The sequence below is a fragment of the Bradyrhizobium sp. genome, from assembly GCF_027307225.1.
In the GTDB taxonomy this organism is placed as follows: Bacteria; Pseudomonadota; Alphaproteobacteria; order Rhizobiales; family Xanthobacteraceae; genus Bradyrhizobium.
This window is the reverse complement of record NZ_DAHUXJ010000082.1, coordinates 1-20,054: the sequence shown is the minus strand read 5'-3', so window position 1 is coordinate 20,054 and position 20,054 is coordinate 1. Positions and strand designations below refer to the sequence as shown.

Below are 20,054 nucleotides of genomic sequence, written 5' to 3'. Positions count from 1 at the left end.
CACGGATTTGACGGCTAGGCTTCCTTCGTACGCCGCATCCACGACGGTGCGTCCTTCTTCCCAAGCCGAGAGGAACGCGGGAAGTCAATATTATGAGTGGGCCAAATTAACCAAGCTTTTCCAGAATTTCCTTTGTCCGTCGGCCTAGACTCCTTGGCGAAGGAACGGACGCGACGGCGGTTCCCAGCGCTAGATCGCTTGGACGCGGCACCCCGTTGCCCCAATGATTCGGAGGCAGAGGTTTCTATTGCTTTCAATGAATAGTGCGACTATAATCATTCCCGCATAATTCATCGAAACGAGAGACTTATGGTTGCGACGAAGTCGAAATCGAGATCGACCTCCCTTTCGCAGGGATCCGAGCTGCGCCTGCGCGTCATCGCGTCGCGGGAGAACCGGACCGTGGCGAACGTCATGGAAAATGCCGTTCGTGTCTTCACACTACTGCCTAAAGACCTAAGGGACCGTCTCGTCGAGATCACGGCTGAAGACAAGACGGCCGGCCCGCGACTGGAAGAGATGTCCCGACGTGTTCTATTCGAGCTTGCCCGTCTCCGGTATGAGCAAGCTTCGGCTGCCATGGCAGCTTCCGAGAATGCCCTCGTCGACGAGAAAATGCTGGCCGACGACGAAATGATCATAGTCTCTTCCCCGGTTGTTTGATGCCGGTGGGCGAGCCTGATCCGCGCGCTAAAACACTTACCGTCGTGGCCGACGTAAACGTCTTGGTGTCTGCCCAAAATGCCAACCGGGCGGGACGGAGGGCCACTATCAGCCAGCGGATCGTCGGTTATCTGACGACAGGATCGGCGAACGGAACGCCGACGCAACTCGCCTTGTCATTCAGGATGATCGACACGTACCGGGAGGTGCTCATACGTATAGGACACGCCGCTGCCGTGGCGGACTCCGCAGCGCAAGCGCTTGTCGAGATCATGCGATACGGTCCGCACCGGTTGGACCCTTACGTCGTCTTTGGAGGCACGCCGGATCCGGCTCTTCGCGACACGGAGGACGGCGGAGTGCTTGCCACGGCTTTTGCGGCTCGCGCCGATATTCTGGTAACGGACAATCTTTCCGATTTCGCGACGGACGACTGTGAGTCCTGGACGACATCAGTCGCCCAAAGGTCGGATGGTTCGAAACGAAATCTATCGTGCCAAATCCATACGCGGCCGGATGGCCGAACTCTAATGGTCGTCCATCCGGCAGATTTCGTGCATTGGGTCGAACGAGGCTTCGAGATTAGCCCGAAGTCGCTGAGAGCGAAATTCAGTGGTAACCAGCCAAACCCCAATTCCTAGCGCGTCATCCCGGTCCCTTCGGCAAGTCCGCCTCGGACAGCTTACTTCATCTAACGGCGCTGATCGGGTCCAGGAAAGTTGGTCCAACGAACGGTATATTCGCGATATATTTTCGTCTACAGGCTGGGCCGCCTCCGAAAGAATGAGTAGAAGCGCTTGAGGAACGGGTCGGCTGGCGCAGGACGATTTTGTTAGCGAACGTTTCGGTCTGCCGAGAATTGTCTTCTGTTGCGCGTCTCTTGGAACGCTCGATTCGACAGATTCTTCTTATTTTGACGACGCAGTCGTGAACGGGCCGAAACGCTATTGCTCCGGAGTGGGCCGGGCCGGCCCGCGGCGGCTTGGCAAGACGCAGCAGAAGTTCCAGTCATGTCCGAGCGCGACGTCATCTTCATCAGCCACGCGACGCCGGACGACAACGAGTTCGTCCGCTGGTTGGGAACGAGACTGACCGGCTATGGCTACAAGGTCTGGGCTGACATCTTCGACCTCGCCGGCGGCACTCCGTTCTGGGTCAGCATCGAAGACGCGATCCGCAAGAAGGCTCTCAAGGTCATATTCGTCGTCTCGAAGGCGAGTTGCCATGCCGACCGCAGCGGCGTCCGGAACGAGATTTCCGTGGCCGACGCCGTCAAGAGGTCGCAGAAGGATCCCGAGTTCATCATCCCTGTGCGGATCGACGACGTTGCGTTTGGCGAGCTACCGATCCAGATCCATCAGCTCAACACGATCGATTTCACCTCGGGATGGGGCGCCAAGCTTGTCGACCTGGTCGAACCGCTGACGAAGGCCGGCGTCCCCCGTGTCGTTACCGACCTCACCGCGGAGTTCGACCGTTGGCGCCAAGCATCGGTCCGCTCGGACGTTGTCGTCGAGCGCGGCGAAGAACAGTTGCTGACCAACATCCTGCCGATCATGCGGCTTCCCACCGAGACCGCGAGCTCGCATCCCGCCTCGGCGGCCGCGACCGGCTTTTCGATTTCCGGCTTCGGTCAGGCGGAAGCGCCGTCCGATGAGGACGGGGTCGAACCGTTGGATGCGGAGCAACTTGTAATCCAGAGCGCATCTAGGAAACCGAGCATGAGGAGCGCTCCGGTCGCGAGCAAGGCATGGCCGTCGCACAGCAGGGCGAGCGGCGCCCAAATGGGGCTCGCAAGGGCTGCGATCACGATGGCACCGACGAAACCATCCAGTATGGTTTCCCGCTTCTCCTTGAGAACGTCGAGAACGCAGTCGACCGCGGCATGCTGTGCTACGGCGCAGGAGATCGCGAACGTTCCGAGCAGCGCGCACGCCGGGCCGATCCATGAGCCAAGGTACCGGCCGAGCAGAAGCTCAAGCGCGACGAATAGGCCCGCCCTGAGTAGATAACCGAGGTAGCGCATTTGCCGTCCTCGCGAAGGTCGGTAGTCCCGCAACGGGGAAACGCGGTCATTGTTCCGACCCGGCCTTCACTCCGATTTCGTCAGCCGGTCTTTACCGCTGCAACGGCCGCTCCATGGCCCGCGAGGCGCGAGACGGACCGCCACTCTTGATGTCGTAGCCATCGGCGAGATCAGACGCTTTCTGGTGAACGGGTCGGCCCGCTCGGTGCGGCACCCGGCATAGTTCGTCCCCTGCTGCCTCTCCGACTTGCTGGAATCGTTGAGTCTGGATTTCGCCTGCCCGCGCGTGAAATAGCCGAGACCGGGTAAAGTACGTCCGCTAAAGCCGAGTCGCGGCGTCTTCGGACAAGGGACTCAGGCTGGCCTTCTGCTGCAACATCTGCGCTGTCAGGGTCCGAACTTGTGGGCGGGAGGCGCTGGAGCTTCGATCGGCGCGTCAGCGAAGAGGTTCGGAAACAGCTTTTCGCGGTAGTCGATCGGGAAGGATATCCGAAGCGCGCCCTTCGGCGTCTCGGATTTGAGGAAACCCATCTGCGTGAGCTTCGACACCGAGTTGCGCGCCGTACGTTCGGGCACGCGCAGTGCGGACGCCGCAGCGCCGCGCTCCAGTTGTCCCATCCTGAACACCGTAGCGACGAGATCAACTGCTCGCGGTTCCAAATTGAGATGCACCAGTAGATCCTTGTAACGCTCCTCGATCCCGTCGAGCCTGAAGACCGCCTTGCTGAAGCGTATCTGGTCCAACATGACCTTCATGAACCATTCGGAGAACTCGATCAGGGCGGCTCGCGAGAGATTACCGCGGCCGTCGAGGTCACCTCTGCGCGGGCTATCTGCGGCATTCATCGCCATCTTGTACTCATGCCGGCCCGCAAGTCCGCGAGCCAGGCCGCGGGAGATCGACCACAGTCCGCCGCCGCCGATGCCGGCGCGCAGCACCATGGCGTGCGACATCAGCCGGCTAACGCGCCCGTTTCCGTCGATGAACGGGTGGATGTAGTTGAACCGGTGATGTGCGGCGGGAATTGCCAGGATGCGGGATCCTGCCCGAGCCTCTGCCGGTGAGAACCGCTTCTCGAAATAGTCCATGAAGCCCGCAACCACGGCCGAAGACGGCGGCTGGTGCCAACCGACGTCGACGTCATCTCCCGGCTCCGATCGAAACTTGCCCGGCACGATCGGGATCCTTGTGCCATCCTTCCTTTCGGCGAACCGGAATTCTTCGGGCATCTCATCGTAGAAGCACTTGTGCACCCAAGATATGAACTTGGCCGACACGGGGACGGGAAGCTTGCCGCTGCGATGTGCGATGTCGATTGCCCGCTGGACGTCGACATGAGCCTTGGCCTCCAAGGCAAGCGGCCGCTTGTCCTGCTCGACCTCATCCCCGGCCAGCGCGCGCTCGATATCGCGCGGCCGGGTGTTGTGCCCCTCGATCAGATTGGAATAATAGCTGTTCATGATCCGGACGAGGTCGGCCAACTCGGCTAGACTGTCCTCGTTGAGGTTCCGGCCGATCGACGCGGATTCGGCCTGGATTTCAACGGCCAAGTCGGTAAGCGCGGCCGGCACGTCGCTCTCGAAGAGACACGGTTCGATCCTGGTTGGCGTCTCAAGCATTTTGCCAATCCTCGATTCTTTTAGTCTATTGATAAAGCTATATTTTTAGCCAGAAAGTGGCAATAGTTGCCGATGTTGGTTGCCGGTCTTTGTCATGAGCGTCTAGCCGCACCAACCGACGCACAACTTACTGTCTTGCCGATATCATATCAGTATTTATTAATGAATATCAATGCATTAGAAAGAAAATTGGAAATTTTTGCCGAAGTTATTTGCCGATTTTCGGCAATGCCGACTTTGCGGGGGCCAAAGGTATGTCCGCGAAGGGTCGCAAGGAAATCCGTCGCTCCTTCCGCGGTCGAGGACGGGCCAGCGCTCTAACCCATCGCATGATTCAAGGCATCAAGCGCCGTGACGAGGAACTGCGGGATCCAGAGCTTCCTGCTCAAGCATCTTTGGTGAACCGCCGAACGCAAGCCATTCTGCCAGCCCCGCGATTGCGCTGTCCGACTGGGCGAGAGCAGCAAGGCTTGGATCCACTGGTGCCTCCCGGCCCTTGGCTTCGGCCAACTCTCTGGTCATCAAGTGTGGCCGCGGACCGCGCGACAGGCTTTCTTCCAGGTAGCGGAAGATGCGCAAGCCACCGGCATCGACGTCGCCCCAATGAAAGAACGGCACGTCGCCCGGCAATGCCGCCAAAACTCTCGAGAGGAGCTCGACGATGCCTGCGGCGGGGAAGCCGCCGGTGTAGACGACCAGGCTGCCGTCGTCGATCTCGCGGACGTGTCTGTTGAAGCTCGCGTAGTTCTCGATGGTCAGTACGGCGGTGGGTATCTGAAGAAACCGAAGTTGCGGCAGCATCTCCGGATGGACTGATGCGAATGGTCTGCCGCCGCCGTCCACCAGAAGCCCGCTCGGCCCCTCCACTGCTACGGGACCTCTCAGGTGGACCGGGTGGCTGAATCGCTCCAGTCCGACATGCGTCCACACCACGTCGGGCGTGGCGCCGGGCTGTCCTATTCTGACTGCGAGAACCGCCGCTAGTCGGGAGGCATGGCGGTCGAAGGCCTTTGTGTCTCCGGTCGCTCTGAACGAAAAGGTTCGAGCATCGAGCCCTTGGGCTGCCCGACGGGAGATGGCGGACAGAAGAGTGAAGAATTCGGCGGCGGAATCGATCTCGGCCGCGTTGAGCCGCTGCGCGCTTTCGCCCCGTGCCCAGCGGCTCGCCATCTCCTCCAACAGGCCCGCCACCCAAGGTTCTCCGGTCGAGGCGATCGGAAGCAATCCGTCCCGAGCCTGCTGCGCGACCGCGGTCGCGGTGGGGCGACCCAGGTGCCTGGCGAGCAGCGCGGGGTCGCGGACGCGGACGCGCTCGATCAAATGGACTCGATCCCTCCGGCCGCGCTGCACCTCGACGGCTCCGAACCTTTCCGCCGCGATCATCAGTTCGTGAAAGCGGTCGATCTGCTGCGCGCTGGGAAGGTTGTCGTATTCGGGAGCAGCCGACGCCGGACGAGATCGGTCAGGGTTGCGTTCGCTCCTTTCCAGCAGGCGTTCGAGGAACTCGACGCCTGCGTCGACCCCCGGAATCTGTGTCATTCAGCGGCCTGGTCCTGCTGGACCGACGCGTCCGATTTCTCGGCCGCGATCATTTCCGACTTGAACACGTCGAAGCCCTTGCGGTACGGGTCCGCAGCGGAGAGTGCGTCTCGCGCTTTTTCTGTCAGGAATTCCGTGTCGATCATCACCTGGTTCCCGAGCCGATTGACGTTTACTACCGTGTCGACGACTTCCATGAACACGTGGCGTTTCTCGTCGGGCGTCGCGAGGACCACCTGCAATCCGAGATCTCCCATGAACTCCGAGCACTGACCGATCGCCTTCGTGTCCAACCGGTTGAAGGCCTCGTCGAAGATCGCGAGCGACAGCCCGCTCTCGCCGGTGCGTCGGTTCTGGTAGGTGGCGGCCAGCGACGCGCCGATCGCGATGTAGAACGGCAGTTGCCCTTCGCCGCCCGATCCGGTTCCGGCTCGGCTCGTCAGCGACGAGCGGATCTTGCCGTTTGCGTCCTGGATGTAGAGCTCGAAGTTGAAGTATTTGCGCGGATCCTCGATCTCGTCGGTCCGCGCCTCAGGATTCGCCAAGATTTCCTCTATCCGCCGTACTGCCCGCATGATGGGCGTGTTCGTTTCCTCGGTGCGGTCACCGAAGAGCGGGAGGCCGAAGTCGGGTCGCCGGGACTCGTTGACCAGGTCGATCATATCGACGTGGGTCGGCGCTTCGAGCGCCTTGAACGAATAGAAGTCGCGACCGTGGAACTGGCGGTCCTTGAGATGCCGATTGAGCTCGTTCAGGGTCGCCTTGATACCGGTGAAGGCGTCGTCGAGACGGTGCAAAAGATCGTCGCGGAACGCAGAAGTCATCTCCTTCGCGGCGTTGCGGCATTGCTCTTCGTACTGGACCAGTTCGTGGGCATCGAGCCGTTGCTTCTCGGAGGTCGCCCATTCCTCGACTGCCGCCGGAGTCGCTTCTTCTGCGGTGAAAGGAGGCATTACGTGGAAGTCCTGACCGTGCCTGTTCATCGCGTTGGTCATTTCGCGCATGAGACTAGAACGACGGTCCGTCGCCCGGCGGCCGCGGTCCGCCGAGAAACCGGTTATCAGATTGGCAATCGCGGTGGTGGCGATGCCGTCGATTTCCGAGCAGTACTCGCTCATGGCCCGCGAAAGGGGGAAGGACCTGGTCAAATCGCGGGCGCGCGCTCGCCGGTTGGACGCAAGCGTCTCGCGATTCTTGGACATGTAGCTATCGTACGCACCTTCGGCCCGATCCCTGGCGCCTTGTGCCTCGCTCCACGCCCGCTGGGACGTCGACTTGATGGTCGCCGCCGCCGAGACCGCGTTTTTCAGCCTATCGGATTCCGCGAGCAGTTTGGGATCGCGGTTCCGCCTTGCGGCCTCGATGTTCTTCGCGATTTCGTCGAGTTTACGATCGAAAGCGACCAAGGCGGCGCCGCCGCTCACGCAAGTGAGGCCGGCGGTCCGAATCTTCTGGAATTGCGCGAACATGAGTTCGAACAAGCGAGCTTCGTCTTCCAGCCGCCCGACCTCGCGCGCCCGTTCTGCGAGCTGCACCACCAAATTCTGTCGCTCGGATTGAAGCTGCTGCCGCATCTGGGCCTGCGTAGCGCGGCCGAGCTTGAGATACTCCGGTTTGGGAAGACGCCGGATCGTGCGGCCGCCCTGCATCATGCGGTCGGGCGTGATGGCATTCTCGGCGGCTACCATCTTGTCCATGGTCTCGACCATCATCAGCCGACCGAGGCGATAATTGAGGAACGCTCTCGCGTGCCGGTTCTCGGTACTGATGATCTGCGCCAGCGAGCCCTTCTCGGCCGGTCGGGTACCGTCGGTTTTGGTGGTGTTGATGACCTCCGCGTGCTCGAACGAATATTCCCCGCCTTCGCGATAGATCTCCAGCGCGCGGACGGCGCGGCTCGGCTCGACGATCAATGCCTCCCGAGTACGCCCCAGAACCGCCTCGGCCGCCATTCTCCACTTGTCGTCGCGTATCTCGACCAGATCGCAAAGGGGGTCGGCCCCGATGCCGTGCGAGCGAAGTTGTTCCATCAGAGCTCGCGTCCCGCGTTCGATCGGGCTCAGACCTTGATCCATTCGCTTCAAGTTGCTGTCGATCTGATCGATGCGGTCCTGAATATCCTTGGTCCCAACGCGGGCGTGAAAATGCGCATCCGAGAAGGTCTTCCTGACCGCCTCGAGACGTTCCTGGTCGACGGCGGAGAGCGCGGCGTCCAGGTGCGAGGCGGCCTCCTCCCAGCCATCGGGCAGCGGCTTGTCCCAGTCCGACAGAGGCGCTCTTCCTCGGGCTACGACGACAGCGCTCAGGAGCGCGTGCAGAAGATCGTCACGGTGGACGAGCAGATTGCGCTCCACGGCCGTTCCGACCGACGCGATCAGCCCGTCGATCTCCTTGACGGGGGCCATGGCGCTCGCGCGTTGACCCAACGCCAGGTTCTTGTCGGATTCGTACATCAGCGCGAGCTGTTCGCCGTCGCTGGTCTTGATCGACAGTTCGACGGTCTGCTGCTCGGTCTCGAGCGTGGCATGCCGGGTCGCCGCGGCGATGGCCTCGATTTCGGCCTTTACCGCCGCGCTCCGCAGATGCGTCAGGCGTTCCTCCTGACTCCGCGCTTCGCGGCGGAAAGTCTCCCATTCGAGGCGGGCGATCTGCCAGTCCGTGACAGCGACGATCCGTTCGTTCTCGATGACGCGTGCGACGATACGAAGAATGCCGAAGAGACTTGCGCTCTGCGCCTTCAGGTCGCCGATCTTCGCCGTCAGGATGCGCCAGTGTTCGATGCTTCGTCGAAGCCGGTCGACCTGAATCGGCTGGACGTCGAGAACGTAGTTCCGGACGAACTCGGTCGGATTGTCGACCGGTTTGAGAAGGAGGGCGTTGCGGAACGCCTTCTGGAAGCGCCTGGGATCGAGCGGGAAACCGGCCGGCGACAGGGCTCGTAGCGATTCGGCGACGAAGTCGGTCGCGCTCGAGAACGCGTCGTCGACTTCGAGGCCGTTCGCGCGCAGTGCGGTACGCACCGCATGCCATTGCAACGTCTCGACCTCGTCGTCGCCCACGGGCGCCAGAAGATCTTCCTTTGTCAACGCGCCTTTGACGATGAAGCGGCCCTCGCAGGTCTCGTCGCTTCGCGTTGCGGCTGCTGAAAAGGCGACGCCCAGGCTCACCGCCGAGCCGTCCCTGAGGTCCTCGAAGACGAGGACGACATAAGTGTACGCGTGCGGCCGGGTGGGTTCGGAGCGCTCGCCCTTTTCGTCGAGCGACACGACGCCGAGACAGTAGTCCCGCAGCGTCCGCTTGCTTCTCACGTTGCTCTGGGCGCTCGGGTTGAAACGGATGCTGGCCATGCTCGCGCCGGTGAGCACGGTCTGGACGGCATCGATGATGGCCGATTTTCCGGCGCCGTTCGGACCGATAATCGCCGTCATGCCTCGCATGTCGACCTGCTGCGCGCGGAACAGGTACCAGTCGATCAATATGATGCGGCGGAGTTCGATCAAGCTTCGACCTCGCTTTCGGTATCGACGCTGGTCGCAGCCGCGGTCGAACGCGCCACGAACTCTTCAAGAGAGCCCAACGTGTCCTTCGAAATCACGATCGGCAGGGCAGGTCGCAGGAAGAGGGTGAAATTCTTGTCGTCCTGATCGACGATCCGCACCAGACCGCGCTGCTTAAAACCAGAGAGGATCTCCTTGACCCGGCCGAAGTTAGGGCGCTCGCGGTGGGTCCTGTCTTCGTAGATCTGGAGAATCTGTTCGCTTTCGACCTCGATCTCGCCAAACTCCTTGGCTTCGAACCGGGTGAAGGCCTCTTCGTAGTGAAGCCGCAGCACCAGCAGCAGCAGGCTCTCGTCCAACTTCATGCTCTGCCGGGGCGGCAGATCGATCGCGATCAGTCCGATGTAGCCGTCGTTCGGCCGTCCCACGACGCGATAGCCGAGCGCGTCGAACAGGTTCTCGAAATAGCCGGTGTGCCGCCTGAGGGCTTCGTACGCAGTTTTCATGCCCCAGTCGTTCTCATAGATGAACTGGGCGCGCCAAAGCTGCTGCGCCGCCTGGCGCAACTCCTTCTCGAGGAGTTCGCCGTCGCCATTCTCCGAGTCTTCGTCATCGATGAGCTTCGAAAGGTCACGCAGCATCGGCCGCAGTCCTCGTTCTTTCGATCCGGAACGCCGTCACGTCGATCCAGCCGTTCGCGGTCCGCCCGTCCTCGATCGTGATCGTGAATTCGCCGAATCGCGTCGTTCCGTTGACGGAAGCCAGGTTCGGAATGGCACGATAAGCGAACAGGTCCGGGATGCTTTCGATCTCAACCTCTCCGGACGAGGCGCGATCGCGTCCCTGCATCTTCGTCCGGACGAACTCCAACAGCTTCTGGTCCGTGACGCGAACCATGCGATCGAACTCGGTTGTAGCCTGAACGTAAGCTCGCAGATACGGATCCTGCTTCGGTACCTTGAAACGGGTGCGCTCCGGCGGCGCTTTCGGTGCTGGAGGTGTGTAGAGCGCAAGCGATGTGAACGGGAGACCGACGTCCGGTGACCGCAGACGGATCCCCACGTCGTCGCTGCAGATGGCCGACAGTTGCTCGATCAGCCGGACGATCCGCTCGGCAGATCCTTCGCCCATGAAGTCCATGTAGTGCACGGTCGTACGAATTCGGCGTTCAAGCCGGTCGCGGAAATCCTCGATCTTGTCCATGAACGGCCCGACGTCTTCGAACACGCTCCTAATCTTCTCGAGCTCGGTGACGACACGCTCCTCGGCGGATGCGAGCGTGCTGCCGGCCGCTAGGACGCCCTGCTCGACGTAGGCTCGGGCGATCTTGCCCAGGCGTTCGGCGTCGGCGAGCATGTCGCCGGCCAGAGATGCTATCGTGCGGCGATGGCGGTAAGGGTTGTTCGACGTCTTGAGCTGCTTGTAGTCAGCGATCAGCAATCCGTCGACGAAATCCTGAAAAAACGTGCGGAGGATGGCGGCCGCGTTGGGATTGCCGAGAATGCGATCCTCGATGTCGCGCATCCCGGCTAGGATGCGGCGCATACTGCGCGCGAACCGCAACGCCGTATCGTGCGCGTTCGCGAGCCCTTGGGCCATGGTCTCCGGCTCGCGGAACGCCGCTTCCAGATTGTTCTTCACGTCGACGACCGCGCCGGCGACGCGGATGCGGCTGTTGCCGAAGTCGGTGACGGCGCCGAGAACCATGAACGCATCCGGGTTCATGTCGACGTAAACCCGCCACCTCTCCGTTTCCTCGGTGAGCCAGCCGGTATTCTTCAGTCGATGGTAGGCGAGGTAGTGCGCCTGGCTGGTGGAATGATCGTCGGTTTCGTCTTCCGACAAGTCGCTCGACGAGCCGATGCCGAACTCGGAGAGTCCGATCTCGATCTGCCTCAGGACTTCTTCTCTGAGCGGCGTCTCGAGAATGCGGGCGGAATACACTCTTTCGTAAAGCCGCATCAGAAGACGGGCGTACACATGCTTCTTCGGGCCGGCGAGCGGCTGAAAAAGGGTCTCCGGCAGATAGCCGAACAACTTCACGTCTGTCTCCCCTCGCCAAAGATGAGATTGAAGCTTCCCGATCGCGGAACAGCAAGTCCGAGCATCGATAGACTTCAGTCGCTTAGCCGGCGCTTTCGTCGCTTCAGATATTCCCTCGCGGCATCTTCCATCACGCTCCAGGCGGCCCGCTTTTCCTCGATAGCTACTTCCTTGATGCCTGCGGCGATGTCCGGGTCGATCATCATCAGAACCGTCACCCTGTCGCCGATCGCGGTCCGCAAACCGCGTTTCGGCAGCTTCGTCTTCCCGACCATTGAGCGTCCCGCGCCGTGCCAACCTTTCGTTAACCTTAAGGCATAAAGCGCGCCGGCAGGAAGCTCTTATATAAGACGTCCTCCAGGACTGACTCTCTCTCTTATATAGCTCTTTTATCTAATATATTGACATTACCTAATATTTTCTGTTTCAATGCTTACGTTACGTTCTGTGGCGTCGAGGTGAGAAATGGCTGGTGTCGTGCGGGATTGGCGGGCCGAGCTGGTTGAGAGCTATCCGGACCTCTTCCGCTCCGGTGATCCGCCGAGAGTCCAAGGCTGGCCGGCGGTCGGCGACGGCTGGCGAGACCTGATGCAGCGGGCCTGCGTCCGGATCCGCGCCGCAGTCCAGGCCGACGGCGGCACGTTCAAGTTCACGCAAATCAAGGAGAAATTCGGCAGCGCCAGGCTCTACTGGGACGGCAAGCTCCCTCCGGAGGGCGCCGCGCAAGTCGAGGATGCCATCGATTTGGCGGAAGCCCGCTCGGCTTGCACCTGCGAAGTCTGCGGTCACGAAGGCCGACTGTACGGTCCCGGGTGGCTGTTGACGCGATGCGACGCTCACAACGAGGGGCGGCAGCGTGAGCCGATCCGGCCGGGTATGGAGAACATTTTTTTCGAGACTCGGATAGTCGGCGGCCAGCGCGAAGTTCGATGCCGGCGCTACGTCCGGGAAACCGATTCCTTCGTCGACGTCGATCTCAGCACTCTGGAAATCGAGGAGGATTGACATGAGGCGCCGCCAATTCCTGAACGGATCCATCGCTACGGCGAACGCCGCCATATGGGGACGTTTCGCCGGCGCCATGCCATCGATCCGACGAACGCCGACTTCTCCGACGCCTAACTGCGCGTCGCGACCATACGACGTCGGGAATCTCCGCGACGGTCCGCCCGAGAAGACCTCGCTGCCGCGCGGCGGCACCGAAGCGGGAGAGAACTAACCATGGCCAGATTCCGCTGCCGCGCGTGCGGCCAGGAAGGCACTTTCCGATACGACGGACGGCATGCTTGCCCGTACTGCGGTTCGCAGGATGTGCAATTCGCGCTCGGTATCGAAGAGATCCCGGACGACCACCCGCTGATCGAGGCAATGAAGCGTTTGGCCGAAAGCCACGATGAGGTCGACGCCGAACCGTCAGACGATGAAAAGGGAGAATGACTTTTTGACCGCAATGGCAGCAATTACGATCATCGAAGACCGCGCCGATCGCGTGCGGTCGATCCATGTCGAATGGAACGGCGACGTTCGTGTCTTCGATAAGGATCGTCGCTTCAGATTCCGTGCCGACGTGAGGGGCGCCCAAACGACGTGGCAGCTATTGTCGCGAATTACCCCGTCCATCGCTGCAGCCGAGCTCCGCGCAATCGCTATCGAGAAGGTCGCCGATCGGTGCCGCACGGGATGGCTTCCGGTTGCGGACGAGATTGACCCGCTAGTGGAGCAGCGGACGCTGCGTCGTTCCCGTTTCGGTGTGGATTTGCTCCGCTTCCCCGACGACCCGGAATTCGCGCATCTGAGCCGTGCGACGATCTTGACGGGCCGCGACAAGTTCGGCCGGGCGCGTGTTACAGGCGAAATCCTTTGGATCGACAGCCAACGCGCGTGGGCCGTCTGCGAGGATGGATTCTGGTGGACGCCGGGCCCGGAGGTGGATGAGCAGCTCCCCCGGGATCAAGACAACGGGGACTGACGTGAAGCTTTGGATCATGAGCGATGTCCATCTGGAATCGACTCGCGGCTGGGATCTGCCGGCGGTGCACGCGCGTCCGGAGTTCGACGTCATGGTAATGGCCGGCGACCTGATCACCCGCATGGAGCGGGGCGTGAAGTGGCTGCTCGAGCGCGTGACGGACCAGCCCGTGATCTATGTTTCGGGGAATCATGAGCCGTACGGAGGCGATATCGACCGCACCGTCGAGAAGGCCAGGCGGGCCGCGCACGGCACCAACGTGTTCGTGCTGCAGGACGACACGAAACGCATCGGAGATACGATTTTCGCCGGGGCGACCCTTTGGACCGATTTCAATCTTTTCGGCAATCGGCGGCGCGCCATCGGCATCGCCGCTGACCGGATGAACGATTTCCGGAAGATCCGGATGAATGAATATCGCGAGCGCTTTCGGCCGGGATATGCGCTCGGGCGCCACCAGCACTCGCGCGAATTTCTGGAGCGGCAGATGCGAAAGCCCCGGGGCGACGCGAAACTCGTCGTGGTCACGCACCACGCGCCGGTCCACGATCTTGGCTATCTTATTGCTCCGCCGGAGGCCGAAGAAAAGTTCAGCGACGAGGAGATGCTGACCGCAGCATTCCGCAGCGACTTGTCGGAATTGATGCGGCCACAGCCGGCTGTCGACGGGAAGGGTCCGCTGCGGCCCGCGAATATCTGGGTACACGGCCACACGCACGAATCCTTCGATGCCGTCGTCGGATCGACCCGCGTCGTCTCGAACGCGAAGGGTTACGGCCCTTGGCCAGGCCAAGAGCTCACCTGGGACAACCCGCATTTCGACGTCAACTTCGTCATTGAAGTCTGAGGAGGACGGCATGACCGACGCCGACAACCACGAGCGGCCAGGTGCCGGCTATTTCACGCACGCGCCGACCGAATCCCGACTCAACGATTCCGGGAAGTTGGAGCGCTAAGCCGGCGCCGCATTGGCGCTTGACCGACAGCATCAAGACGTGGCCGCGCCCACGCTTGGCAACCGGTAAAAATAGGTTTGAAGACCTTTCGCTGTGTGAGCGTCGGTGAATGATTTGACAGAGTAATTCTGCTTCCACCGCGCAACCGGATCATTCCGCGAGGGGCTGTGATTCGAGTATACGAGCCGACTACCGCCCGTGCCTGCGCCCAGAATGCCGACATGACCAATACCCTTGCTGGTCGTTGGCGAGATTATTATTGCTCCTGACGGGAGGTCATCGGCCTTGTCAGGCTTCATGCCTCCTTTTTGAAGTTCTTCATAAAATTGCGCGGTACCATCTGTCTTTGTAATCCACGCACTAGTGGCAAAATAGACAACGTGTCGGCAAGCCCACATGCACGCTAGGTTTCCGTGATCGGGCCCATCCCCGGTTTTATAGACATCGACCTGTTTGACCGCCTCCGCGGCGACCTTCGCGTGGTCACCGTCGCTCATTGTACCGCTATAACCAACTATGGCTTCAGTCATTAGGACTGCGGAGGGGAAGTCTACGACGTTGTCTATCGCGATTTGCTCCGGGTTGGCGCCGGCGATTTTGAAGAGTAACTGGCCTCCCTCCCCCTCATCGAAATGCTGGGTTATGCGGACATATTTTACGCCGCCGACCTCGCTTGTCTCCACGTTGCTAACCGTACCCTTAGGATCGACAAAAGGTTTGAGCTGAGGATAATCATTGATGCCAGCCATCCTGTATTCTCCGTCTGCGGTCGGCCAAAAAGAGAAATCCAAGGAATATCGAGAGATTACCTGCGAGCGATTATCTATGCAAAAAACATTTAGGTTGCGCCATCGTCCAGATTGGCGGAGGTGTAACTAGACCGGGCCGCGAAGACCGCGGCGAAGCGCTACGTTTTCACGGGAACGTTTCCGACGAATGAAAGCTAATGGCAAAGCCGTACCGTGGCTTTTTGAACTCAGCTTAGCGAGATGGAACCCGGTATGGAGCCGCAATCGTGAATATGCATGCTCTCGACGAAGTGAGATGCGACGCCTGCGAGGGCTCGGGATTTCCTTCCGTCAAACAACCGGCGAGGCTTGGCGTTCGCCTTTACCCAGCCCGGTGCAAGAAATGCGAAGGGAAAGGACGGCTACCTGGATCGCAGAAGCGGGACCCGGCAAACATCCCCAAATTCGGTCGGCCGGTCACGGGTTATGCCAAGTGGCCGTGAGCGATTAATCAACTAATCCCATCCCTCCTTCCGTTACAAGAAGCGGAGCGTTTTGCTTTTATTTCTCTGATTTCCGCTCCAGGTCAGCCTAACGTCGATACCGCAAGAGCGAGGGATTTGCGCATTCACCCTCGAGGCCACCGGGGCGGAGCTGCCGCAGCATAACGCGCCGTCGAGACTCCGCGCCGAGCCTCTTGCCTTGCCACGTCATGCAGCGCATCCGTCGTGGGACGGATTCTGCTCCGTCGACCACGTTATGAACTTCCTTTAGGACGCCCTCCATGCCGGAGTAGACGCCTTCAATCCCACTGGCGCGGGATACCGCGCGAATCCATGCGGCGGACGCGTTCTGATCTCCTTCTAGAGGAATCAAGCGTTCTTGGTTCGCCTGTAAAAAGACGTCGAATTCTGAACGTGTCTCAGTCAGCCTGGTGCGCGTAAGCGCGAATGCCGGATGCACCGATAGCATCTTTCATCATCATGATCTTCTTGGTTTCATCCAGGTCCGATCGGAGGATGAAATGGAACGGAAAATCTCGCATTTCGCTCTCAAGTATCCGAAAGGCGGTGCTTTCGGAGGCGGGGTCGCAATCCACCAAGAAGTCGACATCCGAATGAACTGAGAACGTGCCGCGAGACAGCGACCCGACGATCCATGCGGAAAGTCCGGCTTTCTCCAAGGAAGACAAGGCGGCAAGCGCGCGCGTCGAGGCGATAGCCAGTCTCTGGTCCCTGCGCTCTTTCATGAGACTTTCGATTCGCGACACTGGCAATTTACTTCCGGCTCTTGTTTACCCCTACCGTCCTCAATGAATGAGGCTGATATTCCGAATATAAACAATCGGCTGGCAACAAAAAAGGGTGCCTATTCTAGTCCGAAGGCCCTGGTTCACAGGTTATGGGTTACGGCTTCCGGGAATTGGCGGGCTTTGCTCTCTGCGGACCGCTCCGATAGCCAAAAGCTGCAGAGACAAGAACTCATCCGGGCAAACTATGCCCGCATTCACATATCGTGCGTCACTAGCTCCCGCATCGAGGATATTGACGTCGCGACGAACGGCCAGCTATTGCCGTCGCGGTGCACAATCGGGGAATCTAAATAACGTCTGCGCCAAAACGAACGACGATTGAGACGGACACCCTGCAGGAAAGCCGCGCAGCGAACGGGCGAAAACCATGAAGATATTTTGGGCCTGGCAGTTCGAACTTCCGGGAAGGATTTCTAGGCATTTCATTCGCTCCGCACTCGAGGAGGCGATCGCCAGGATAAATCGTACCTCGGACATCGACGAACCGGACGAAGACTTCCAGAACTCCCTGCAAATTGACTACGGACGGAAGGGGCTCAAGGGAAGCCCGGACCTGGCGATCGAAATTCTCAAGAAAATCGATTCCTGCACCGTCTTCGTCGGCGACGTTACTCCAGTGGGCAGGGGCGCCGCGCACAGGACTGACGAGGACGTCGATTCGCCGGGCAAAGCGCTCATGAATCCGAACGTAGCGATAGAACTGGGATATGCGTTGAAGTCCAGATCGACCGAGAACGTCCTGATGATCATGAACGGGCACTACGGCAAACGAGCCGACATGCCGTTCGACTTGGGCCACAAGGGCGGCCCCATCATTTACCGCCTGGCACCGGAGGCGACCAGGCAGGAGATCGAAGCGGAGAAAGCGAAGCTTGTCGCGGTTCTCGCGGACGCGCTGCGGGAGTACCTTCCCGAGCCGGTCCACGAGCCGTTCGTCGAGATGAAGCCTAAGATCGGTCAGGGACTGTTCTTCCAGGAAGGCGAGATCCTTGGCCAAAACGTTCACGACCAAGACAAGACCAAGTTCGTCATGTCCGCCCGCTCCGTCGCCTGGCTTCGCGTCATCCCGACGAGGCCCCTGTCGATGCCTTTATCGCTTCAAACGCTGCTCACCAGCGTGGGGCGCTATGGCGCCTTCGGCCAACCTATAGGTGGCGAGGCCATCCGGAGAAACGCGTATGGCGTAGCGCTGCTCTGTCAAGCCGGGATTGCGCAAGAAGTAGGCAGCATCTCGCAGTACGTCCGCGATGGCGAGATTTGGGGCGTCAACGCCGATGTCCTTCGGGAGGGCGAGCGTTACGGAGAGCTATTCCTCTACTCATATCCCTTCGAAAACAATTTTGTTCAACAGCTCGCGCAGTACATCCGGTTCTTGTCCGAAGTCTCGCATGTGCCGCCGCCCGTCGTGGTCGAGGCAGGCGTCGAGGGTGTCACCGGCGGCCGCATTGCGCATGTCGGCCACGCTCTTACCATCGGCCCCTCCCTCTGCGGCGCAGGAGATCCGATGCACCGAGATCGGGTCGTGCATCGGGAGACATTGAGACGCGTCGACGAGGCCGACCAGCAAGATTTCTTGCTCGAATTCTTTCGCAAAGTGAACACAAACGCCGGCGTGCCAAGACCCGACGGTCTCTACGGGCGCGGTTGATCGGTCGAATGTCGTAGAGATTTTCTCGCTTCATTCACGATCAGCCTCGCGGACACCGGCGACGTCGTAGAGTTCGTCGAGCCATGCTTCGGTGGCACCCCCTATGGCACTTCCGTAGAAGGCCCGACAACTCCACGACGTTCTCGCGATCGTCCAAATGGATTCGCTCGCCTAGGCGGCCTGTTGCATTTGCGGCGCCGGGACGAGACCCAGCTGCATCATCACTCCCAGCGCGTCGAATGCGCCCCAGTGATCGGAGACGAGACCCGCCTCGTTGAAGGCGAAGATGTCGGTGCCCTTGACCTTGAATCGCTTGCCGGTGGCCGGTGCGCCCATGAACGAACCAAGGTGGGTGCCCTCGGTCGTGACGTAGGCGACCAGCTTTTCCTCGTCGGCGACGATGAAGTCGATGGTGAGCTTCAAATCGGGGAAGGCATCGCGGAACAGCCCCAGAACCCGCTTGAAACCCTCATGGCCGTCGGCGGCCCCGGACGGCAGCCCATAGTCCTGATGGTCGACCCGATCGGCCGCGAGATAGCGCTCACTTAGATCGAGGCGCCCGGTATTGATGACCTCCGACAGCAGATTGCGGATGGCAGTCTTGTTGCGTTCGATGATGACGGTGTTGCTGAACATTTTTGCGTCCTCGGCTGGAGTAGAAGGTCTCGCCTTCCAACTTAGAGACGCCTGGGGTCCGAGAAATCGACATCGGCCGAAAGATTTTTTTTGCCGAACATCTGAGGCCCCTCGCAGGCCTCAGGCGCCGAGAGTCGCACGCCGGCGCTCGAGCCAAAGCCGCTCGGCCGGCGGCGGCTGTAAGGACAGCACCCTATCGTAGGCCGCCCGCGCCTCGTCGCGCCGGCCCACCCGGGCGAGAAGGTCCGCGCGGACGGCGTGGTAGGGAGCAAAGCCGTCCATGGCCACGCCGTCCAGCGCCGCGACCTCGTCGAGACCGGCTCGCGGTCCGGCGACTTCGGCCACGGCCACGGCGCGGTTCAGGCGGACGATCGGGCTGTCCTGCACTTGCAGCAGCGCATCGTACAGACTCAGGACCGTCGGCCAGGGAAGGGGATCAGCGGTGCTGCGCCGGGCGCACCAAGCGCTGTGGATCGCCGCTTGGAGGCTTCGCGGGCCGGAGGGAGAGCAAGCGGCGGCGACCCTCAGATACGATTCCGCCGCATGGATGAGCGGGCGTCGCCAGAGGGAGGGGTCCTGTTCGGAAAGCGGGACCATCGCGCCAAGCTCATCAAGTCGGGCCGGGCGGCGTGCCTCGGCGTATCGCACAAGTGCCGCCAGCGCCAGGGCTTCGGCCTCCTCCGGCAGCAGTTCCGCGAGCACGCGGGTCAGATCCAGGATCTCAGTGGCAAAGCCCGCGTGTGGGCCCGCGCCAGCAGCGTCGGCGTGCGCACTGGCATAGGCGACCTCCAAGGTCGACAGCACCGAATCCAGCCGCGCGTGCCACGCGTCCTTTCCGGGGATCTCGAACGGCACCCCGGCGTCAGCGATCTTACGCTTCGCCCGCACAAGGCGCTGTGCCATCGTCGGTTCGGGCAGGAGGAAGGCCTGAGCGATCTCCGCCGTAGAGAGCCCGCATACCAGCCTGAGCGTCAGCGCGACTCGAGCCTCTGCTGCCACCGCGGGGTGGCAGCACACGAAGATCAGTCGCAGCCGCTCATCTGGGATCAATCCTTCGTCGTCAAGCATGACATCCTCGGCGGTTGGGGGCGGCGCTGGCGGGTCCGGTTTCAGGCGTTCCCGGGTTTTCCGGCGTCGAATTGTGTCGAGTGCGAATCGATCCGCGACGCGATACAGCCAGGCTGCCGGATCCTTGGGTTCGTCCTGTTTCGGCCACACCTCGGCGGCACGTGCGCAGGCTTCTGCGAACGAATCCTCGGCGAGATCCAGATTGCGGTAGCGGGCGGCGAGCGCTGCGATCACACGCCCTCCCGCCGCCCGCGCAACCTGGTCCAGCGTGGTGCGGGTCAAGGGCGGGCCAGCATGGGCCGGATCTCGATCGCGCCGTCGCTCGCCAGAGGCACCTTCTCGGCGATGG

The 20,054-nt window shown here is 61.0% G+C and carries 19 protein-coding genes; 9 read left to right on the top strand and 10 right to left on the bottom strand.

Features of this window, described 5'->3' with window-relative positions:
- The first annotated feature begins 309 nt into the window (after positions 1-309).
- The 3 genes from M6D32_RS14415 (at position 310) to M6D32_RS14405 (ending at position 2,675) form a co-directional block, all read left to right on the top strand.
- Positions 310-663 (top strand): hypothetical protein, encoded by a 354-nt coding sequence (locus M6D32_RS14415; RefSeq protein WP_298257254.1) that lies wholly within the window; start codon positions 310-312, stop codon positions 661-663.
- Positions 663-1,304 carry a PIN domain-containing protein gene (locus M6D32_RS14410; protein WP_298257252.1) on the top strand — a complete coding sequence of 214 codons (642 nt, stop codon included), beginning with the start codon at positions 663-665 and terminating at the stop codon, positions 1,302-1,304. The genes M6D32_RS14415 and M6D32_RS14410 overlap by 1 nt, the downstream gene beginning before the upstream one ends.
- Before the next feature lie 369 nt (positions 1,305-1,673).
- Positions 1,674-2,675, top strand: a complete 1,002-nt coding sequence (locus M6D32_RS14405) for a toll/interleukin-1 receptor domain-containing protein (RefSeq protein ID WP_298257250.1) — start codon at positions 1,674-1,676, stop codon at positions 2,673-2,675.
- 401 nt (positions 2,676-3,076) lie between these two features.
- On the opposite strand, the gene M6D32_RS14400 is transcribed toward M6D32_RS14405, so the two are convergent.
- From M6D32_RS14400 to M6D32_RS14375, 6 genes are all read right to left on the bottom strand, one after another.
- Positions 3,077-4,309 (bottom strand): Fic family protein, encoded by a 1,233-nt coding sequence (locus tag M6D32_RS14400; RefSeq protein WP_298257248.1) that lies wholly within the window; start codon positions 4,307-4,309, stop codon positions 3,077-3,079.
- 342 nt (positions 4,310-4,651) lie between these two features.
- Positions 4,652-5,848, bottom strand: a complete 1,197-nt coding sequence (locus M6D32_RS14395) for a Wadjet anti-phage system protein JetD domain-containing protein (protein WP_298257246.1) — start codon at positions 5,846-5,848, stop codon at positions 4,652-4,654.
- On the bottom strand, positions 5,845-9,348 hold the full coding sequence (locus M6D32_RS14390; protein WP_298257244.1) for an SbcC/MukB-like Walker B domain-containing protein: 3,504 nt from the start codon (positions 9,346-9,348) through the stop codon (positions 5,845-5,847). The genes M6D32_RS14395 and M6D32_RS14390 overlap by 4 nt, the downstream gene beginning before the upstream one ends.
- Positions 9,345-9,986 (bottom strand): DUF4194 domain-containing protein, encoded by a 642-nt coding sequence (locus M6D32_RS14385; protein ID WP_298257242.1) that lies wholly within the window; start codon positions 9,984-9,986, stop codon positions 9,345-9,347. The genes M6D32_RS14390 and M6D32_RS14385 overlap by 4 nt, the downstream gene beginning before the upstream one ends.
- Positions 9,976-11,388, bottom strand: a complete 1,413-nt coding sequence (locus M6D32_RS14380) for a Wadjet anti-phage system protein JetA family protein (RefSeq protein ID WP_298257240.1) — start codon at positions 11,386-11,388, stop codon at positions 9,976-9,978. The genes M6D32_RS14385 and M6D32_RS14380 overlap by 11 nt, the downstream gene beginning before the upstream one ends.
- Positions 11,389-11,462: 74 nt before the next feature.
- Complete coding sequence (locus tag M6D32_RS14375) at positions 11,463-11,663, bottom strand: hypothetical protein (RefSeq protein ID WP_298257238.1); 201 nt, start codon at positions 11,661-11,663, stop codon at positions 11,463-11,465.
- A gap of 190 nt (positions 11,664-11,853) precedes the next feature.
- Between M6D32_RS14375 and M6D32_RS14370 the strand changes: the two genes are divergently transcribed.
- Genes M6D32_RS14370 through M6D32_RS14350 form a run of 5 tightly spaced genes read left to right on the top strand, consistent with a single transcriptional unit; the run spans position 11,854 to position 14,204 of the window.
- The gene (locus M6D32_RS14370) at positions 11,854-12,393 is read left to right on the top strand and encodes a hypothetical protein (protein ID WP_298257236.1); all 540 of its coding nucleotides are present in this window, start codon (positions 11,854-11,856) and stop codon (positions 12,391-12,393) included.
- Between the two features lies 1 nt (position 12,394).
- Positions 12,395-12,607: a hypothetical protein gene (locus M6D32_RS14365; protein ID WP_298257234.1), complete on the top strand. Its 213-nt coding sequence runs from the start codon at positions 12,395-12,397 to the stop codon at positions 12,605-12,607.
- A gap of 2 nt (positions 12,608-12,609) precedes the next feature.
- Complete coding sequence (locus M6D32_RS14360) at positions 12,610-12,825, top strand: hypothetical protein (protein ID WP_298257233.1); 216 nt, start codon at positions 12,610-12,612, stop codon at positions 12,823-12,825.
- Positions 12,826-12,829: 4 nt separating this feature from the next.
- Positions 12,830-13,357 carry a hypothetical protein gene (locus M6D32_RS14355; protein WP_298257231.1) on the top strand — a complete coding sequence of 176 codons (528 nt, stop codon included), beginning with the start codon at positions 12,830-12,832 and terminating at the stop codon, positions 13,355-13,357.
- A 1-nt stretch (position 13,358) separates the two neighbouring features.
- A complete protein-coding gene (locus M6D32_RS14350) occupies positions 13,359-14,204 on the top strand; it encodes a metallophosphoesterase (protein WP_298257229.1) in 846 nt (281 codons plus the stop codon).
- A 141-nt stretch (positions 14,205-14,345) separates the two neighbouring features.
- On the opposite strand, the gene M6D32_RS14345 is transcribed toward M6D32_RS14350, so the two are convergent.
- On the bottom strand, positions 14,346-15,062 hold the full coding sequence (locus tag M6D32_RS14345) for a hypothetical protein (protein ID WP_298257227.1): 717 nt from the start codon (positions 15,060-15,062) through the stop codon (positions 14,346-14,348).
- 901 nt (positions 15,063-15,963) lie between these two features.
- Entirely contained in the window at positions 15,964-16,290 is a 327-nt protein-coding gene (locus M6D32_RS14340; protein WP_298257225.1) for a nucleotidyltransferase domain-containing protein, read from the bottom strand.
- Positions 16,291-16,720: 430 nt separating this feature from the next.
- Here M6D32_RS14340 and M6D32_RS14335 point away from each other — a divergent pair, with 430 nt between their 5' ends.
- Entirely contained in the window at positions 16,721-18,001 is a 1,281-nt protein-coding gene (locus M6D32_RS14335; protein ID WP_298257223.1) for a hypothetical protein, read from the top strand.
- Positions 18,002-18,172: 171 nt separating this feature from the next.
- Here M6D32_RS14335 and M6D32_RS14330 read toward each other — a convergent pair whose 3' ends face one another.
- Both M6D32_RS14330 and M6D32_RS14325 read right to left on the bottom strand, forming a co-directional pair.
- A complete protein-coding gene (locus tag M6D32_RS14330) occupies positions 18,173-18,637 on the bottom strand; it encodes an ester cyclase (protein WP_298257221.1) in 465 nt (154 codons plus the stop codon).
- A 120-nt stretch (positions 18,638-18,757) separates the two neighbouring features.
- On the bottom strand, positions 18,758-19,987 hold the full coding sequence (locus M6D32_RS14325) for a sigma-70 family RNA polymerase sigma factor (protein ID WP_298257219.1): 1,230 nt from the start codon (positions 19,985-19,987) through the stop codon (positions 18,758-18,760).
- Positions 19,988-20,054 lie beyond the last annotated feature (67 nt).

Coding starts and splice junctions, on each gene's coding strand:
- M6D32_RS14415 (WP_298257254.1), top strand. CDS start 310: ATGGTTGCGACGAAGTCGAAATCGAGATCGACCTCCCTTTCGCAGGGA.
- M6D32_RS14410 (WP_298257252.1), top strand. CDS start 663: ATGCCGGTGGGCGAGCCTGATCCGCGCGCTAAAACACTTACCGTCGTG.
- M6D32_RS14405 (WP_298257250.1), top strand. CDS start 1,674: ATGTCCGAGCGCGACGTCATCTTCATCAGCCACGCGACGCCGGACGAC.
- M6D32_RS14400 (WP_298257248.1), bottom strand. CDS start 4,309: ATGCTTGAGACGCCAACCAGGATCGAACCGTGTCTCTTCGAGAGCGAC.
- M6D32_RS14395 (WP_298257246.1), bottom strand. CDS start 5,848: ATGACACAGATTCCGGGGGTCGACGCAGGCGTCGAGTTCCTCGAACGC.
- M6D32_RS14385 (WP_298257242.1), bottom strand. CDS start 9,986: ATGCTGCGTGACCTTTCGAAGCTCATCGATGACGAAGACTCGGAGAAT.
- M6D32_RS14375 (WP_298257238.1), bottom strand. CDS start 11,663: ATGGTCGGGAAGACGAAGCTGCCGAAACGCGGTTTGCGGACCGCGATC.
- M6D32_RS14370 (WP_298257236.1), top strand. CDS start 11,854: ATGGCTGGTGTCGTGCGGGATTGGCGGGCCGAGCTGGTTGAGAGCTAT.
- M6D32_RS14365 (WP_298257234.1), top strand. CDS start 12,395: ATGAGGCGCCGCCAATTCCTGAACGGATCCATCGCTACGGCGAACGCC.
- M6D32_RS14360 (WP_298257233.1), top strand. CDS start 12,610: ATGGCCAGATTCCGCTGCCGCGCGTGCGGCCAGGAAGGCACTTTCCGA.
- M6D32_RS14345 (WP_298257227.1), bottom strand. CDS start 15,062: ATGGCTGGCATCAATGATTATCCTCAGCTCAAACCTTTTGTCGATCCT.
- M6D32_RS14340 (WP_298257225.1), bottom strand. CDS start 16,290: ATGAAAGAGCGCAGGGACCAGAGACTGGCTATCGCCTCGACGCGCGCG.
- M6D32_RS14335 (WP_298257223.1), top strand. CDS start 16,721: ATGAAGATATTTTGGGCCTGGCAGTTCGAACTTCCGGGAAGGATTTCT.
- M6D32_RS14330 (WP_298257221.1), bottom strand. CDS start 18,637: ATGTTCAGCAACACCGTCATCATCGAACGCAACAAGACTGCCATCCGC.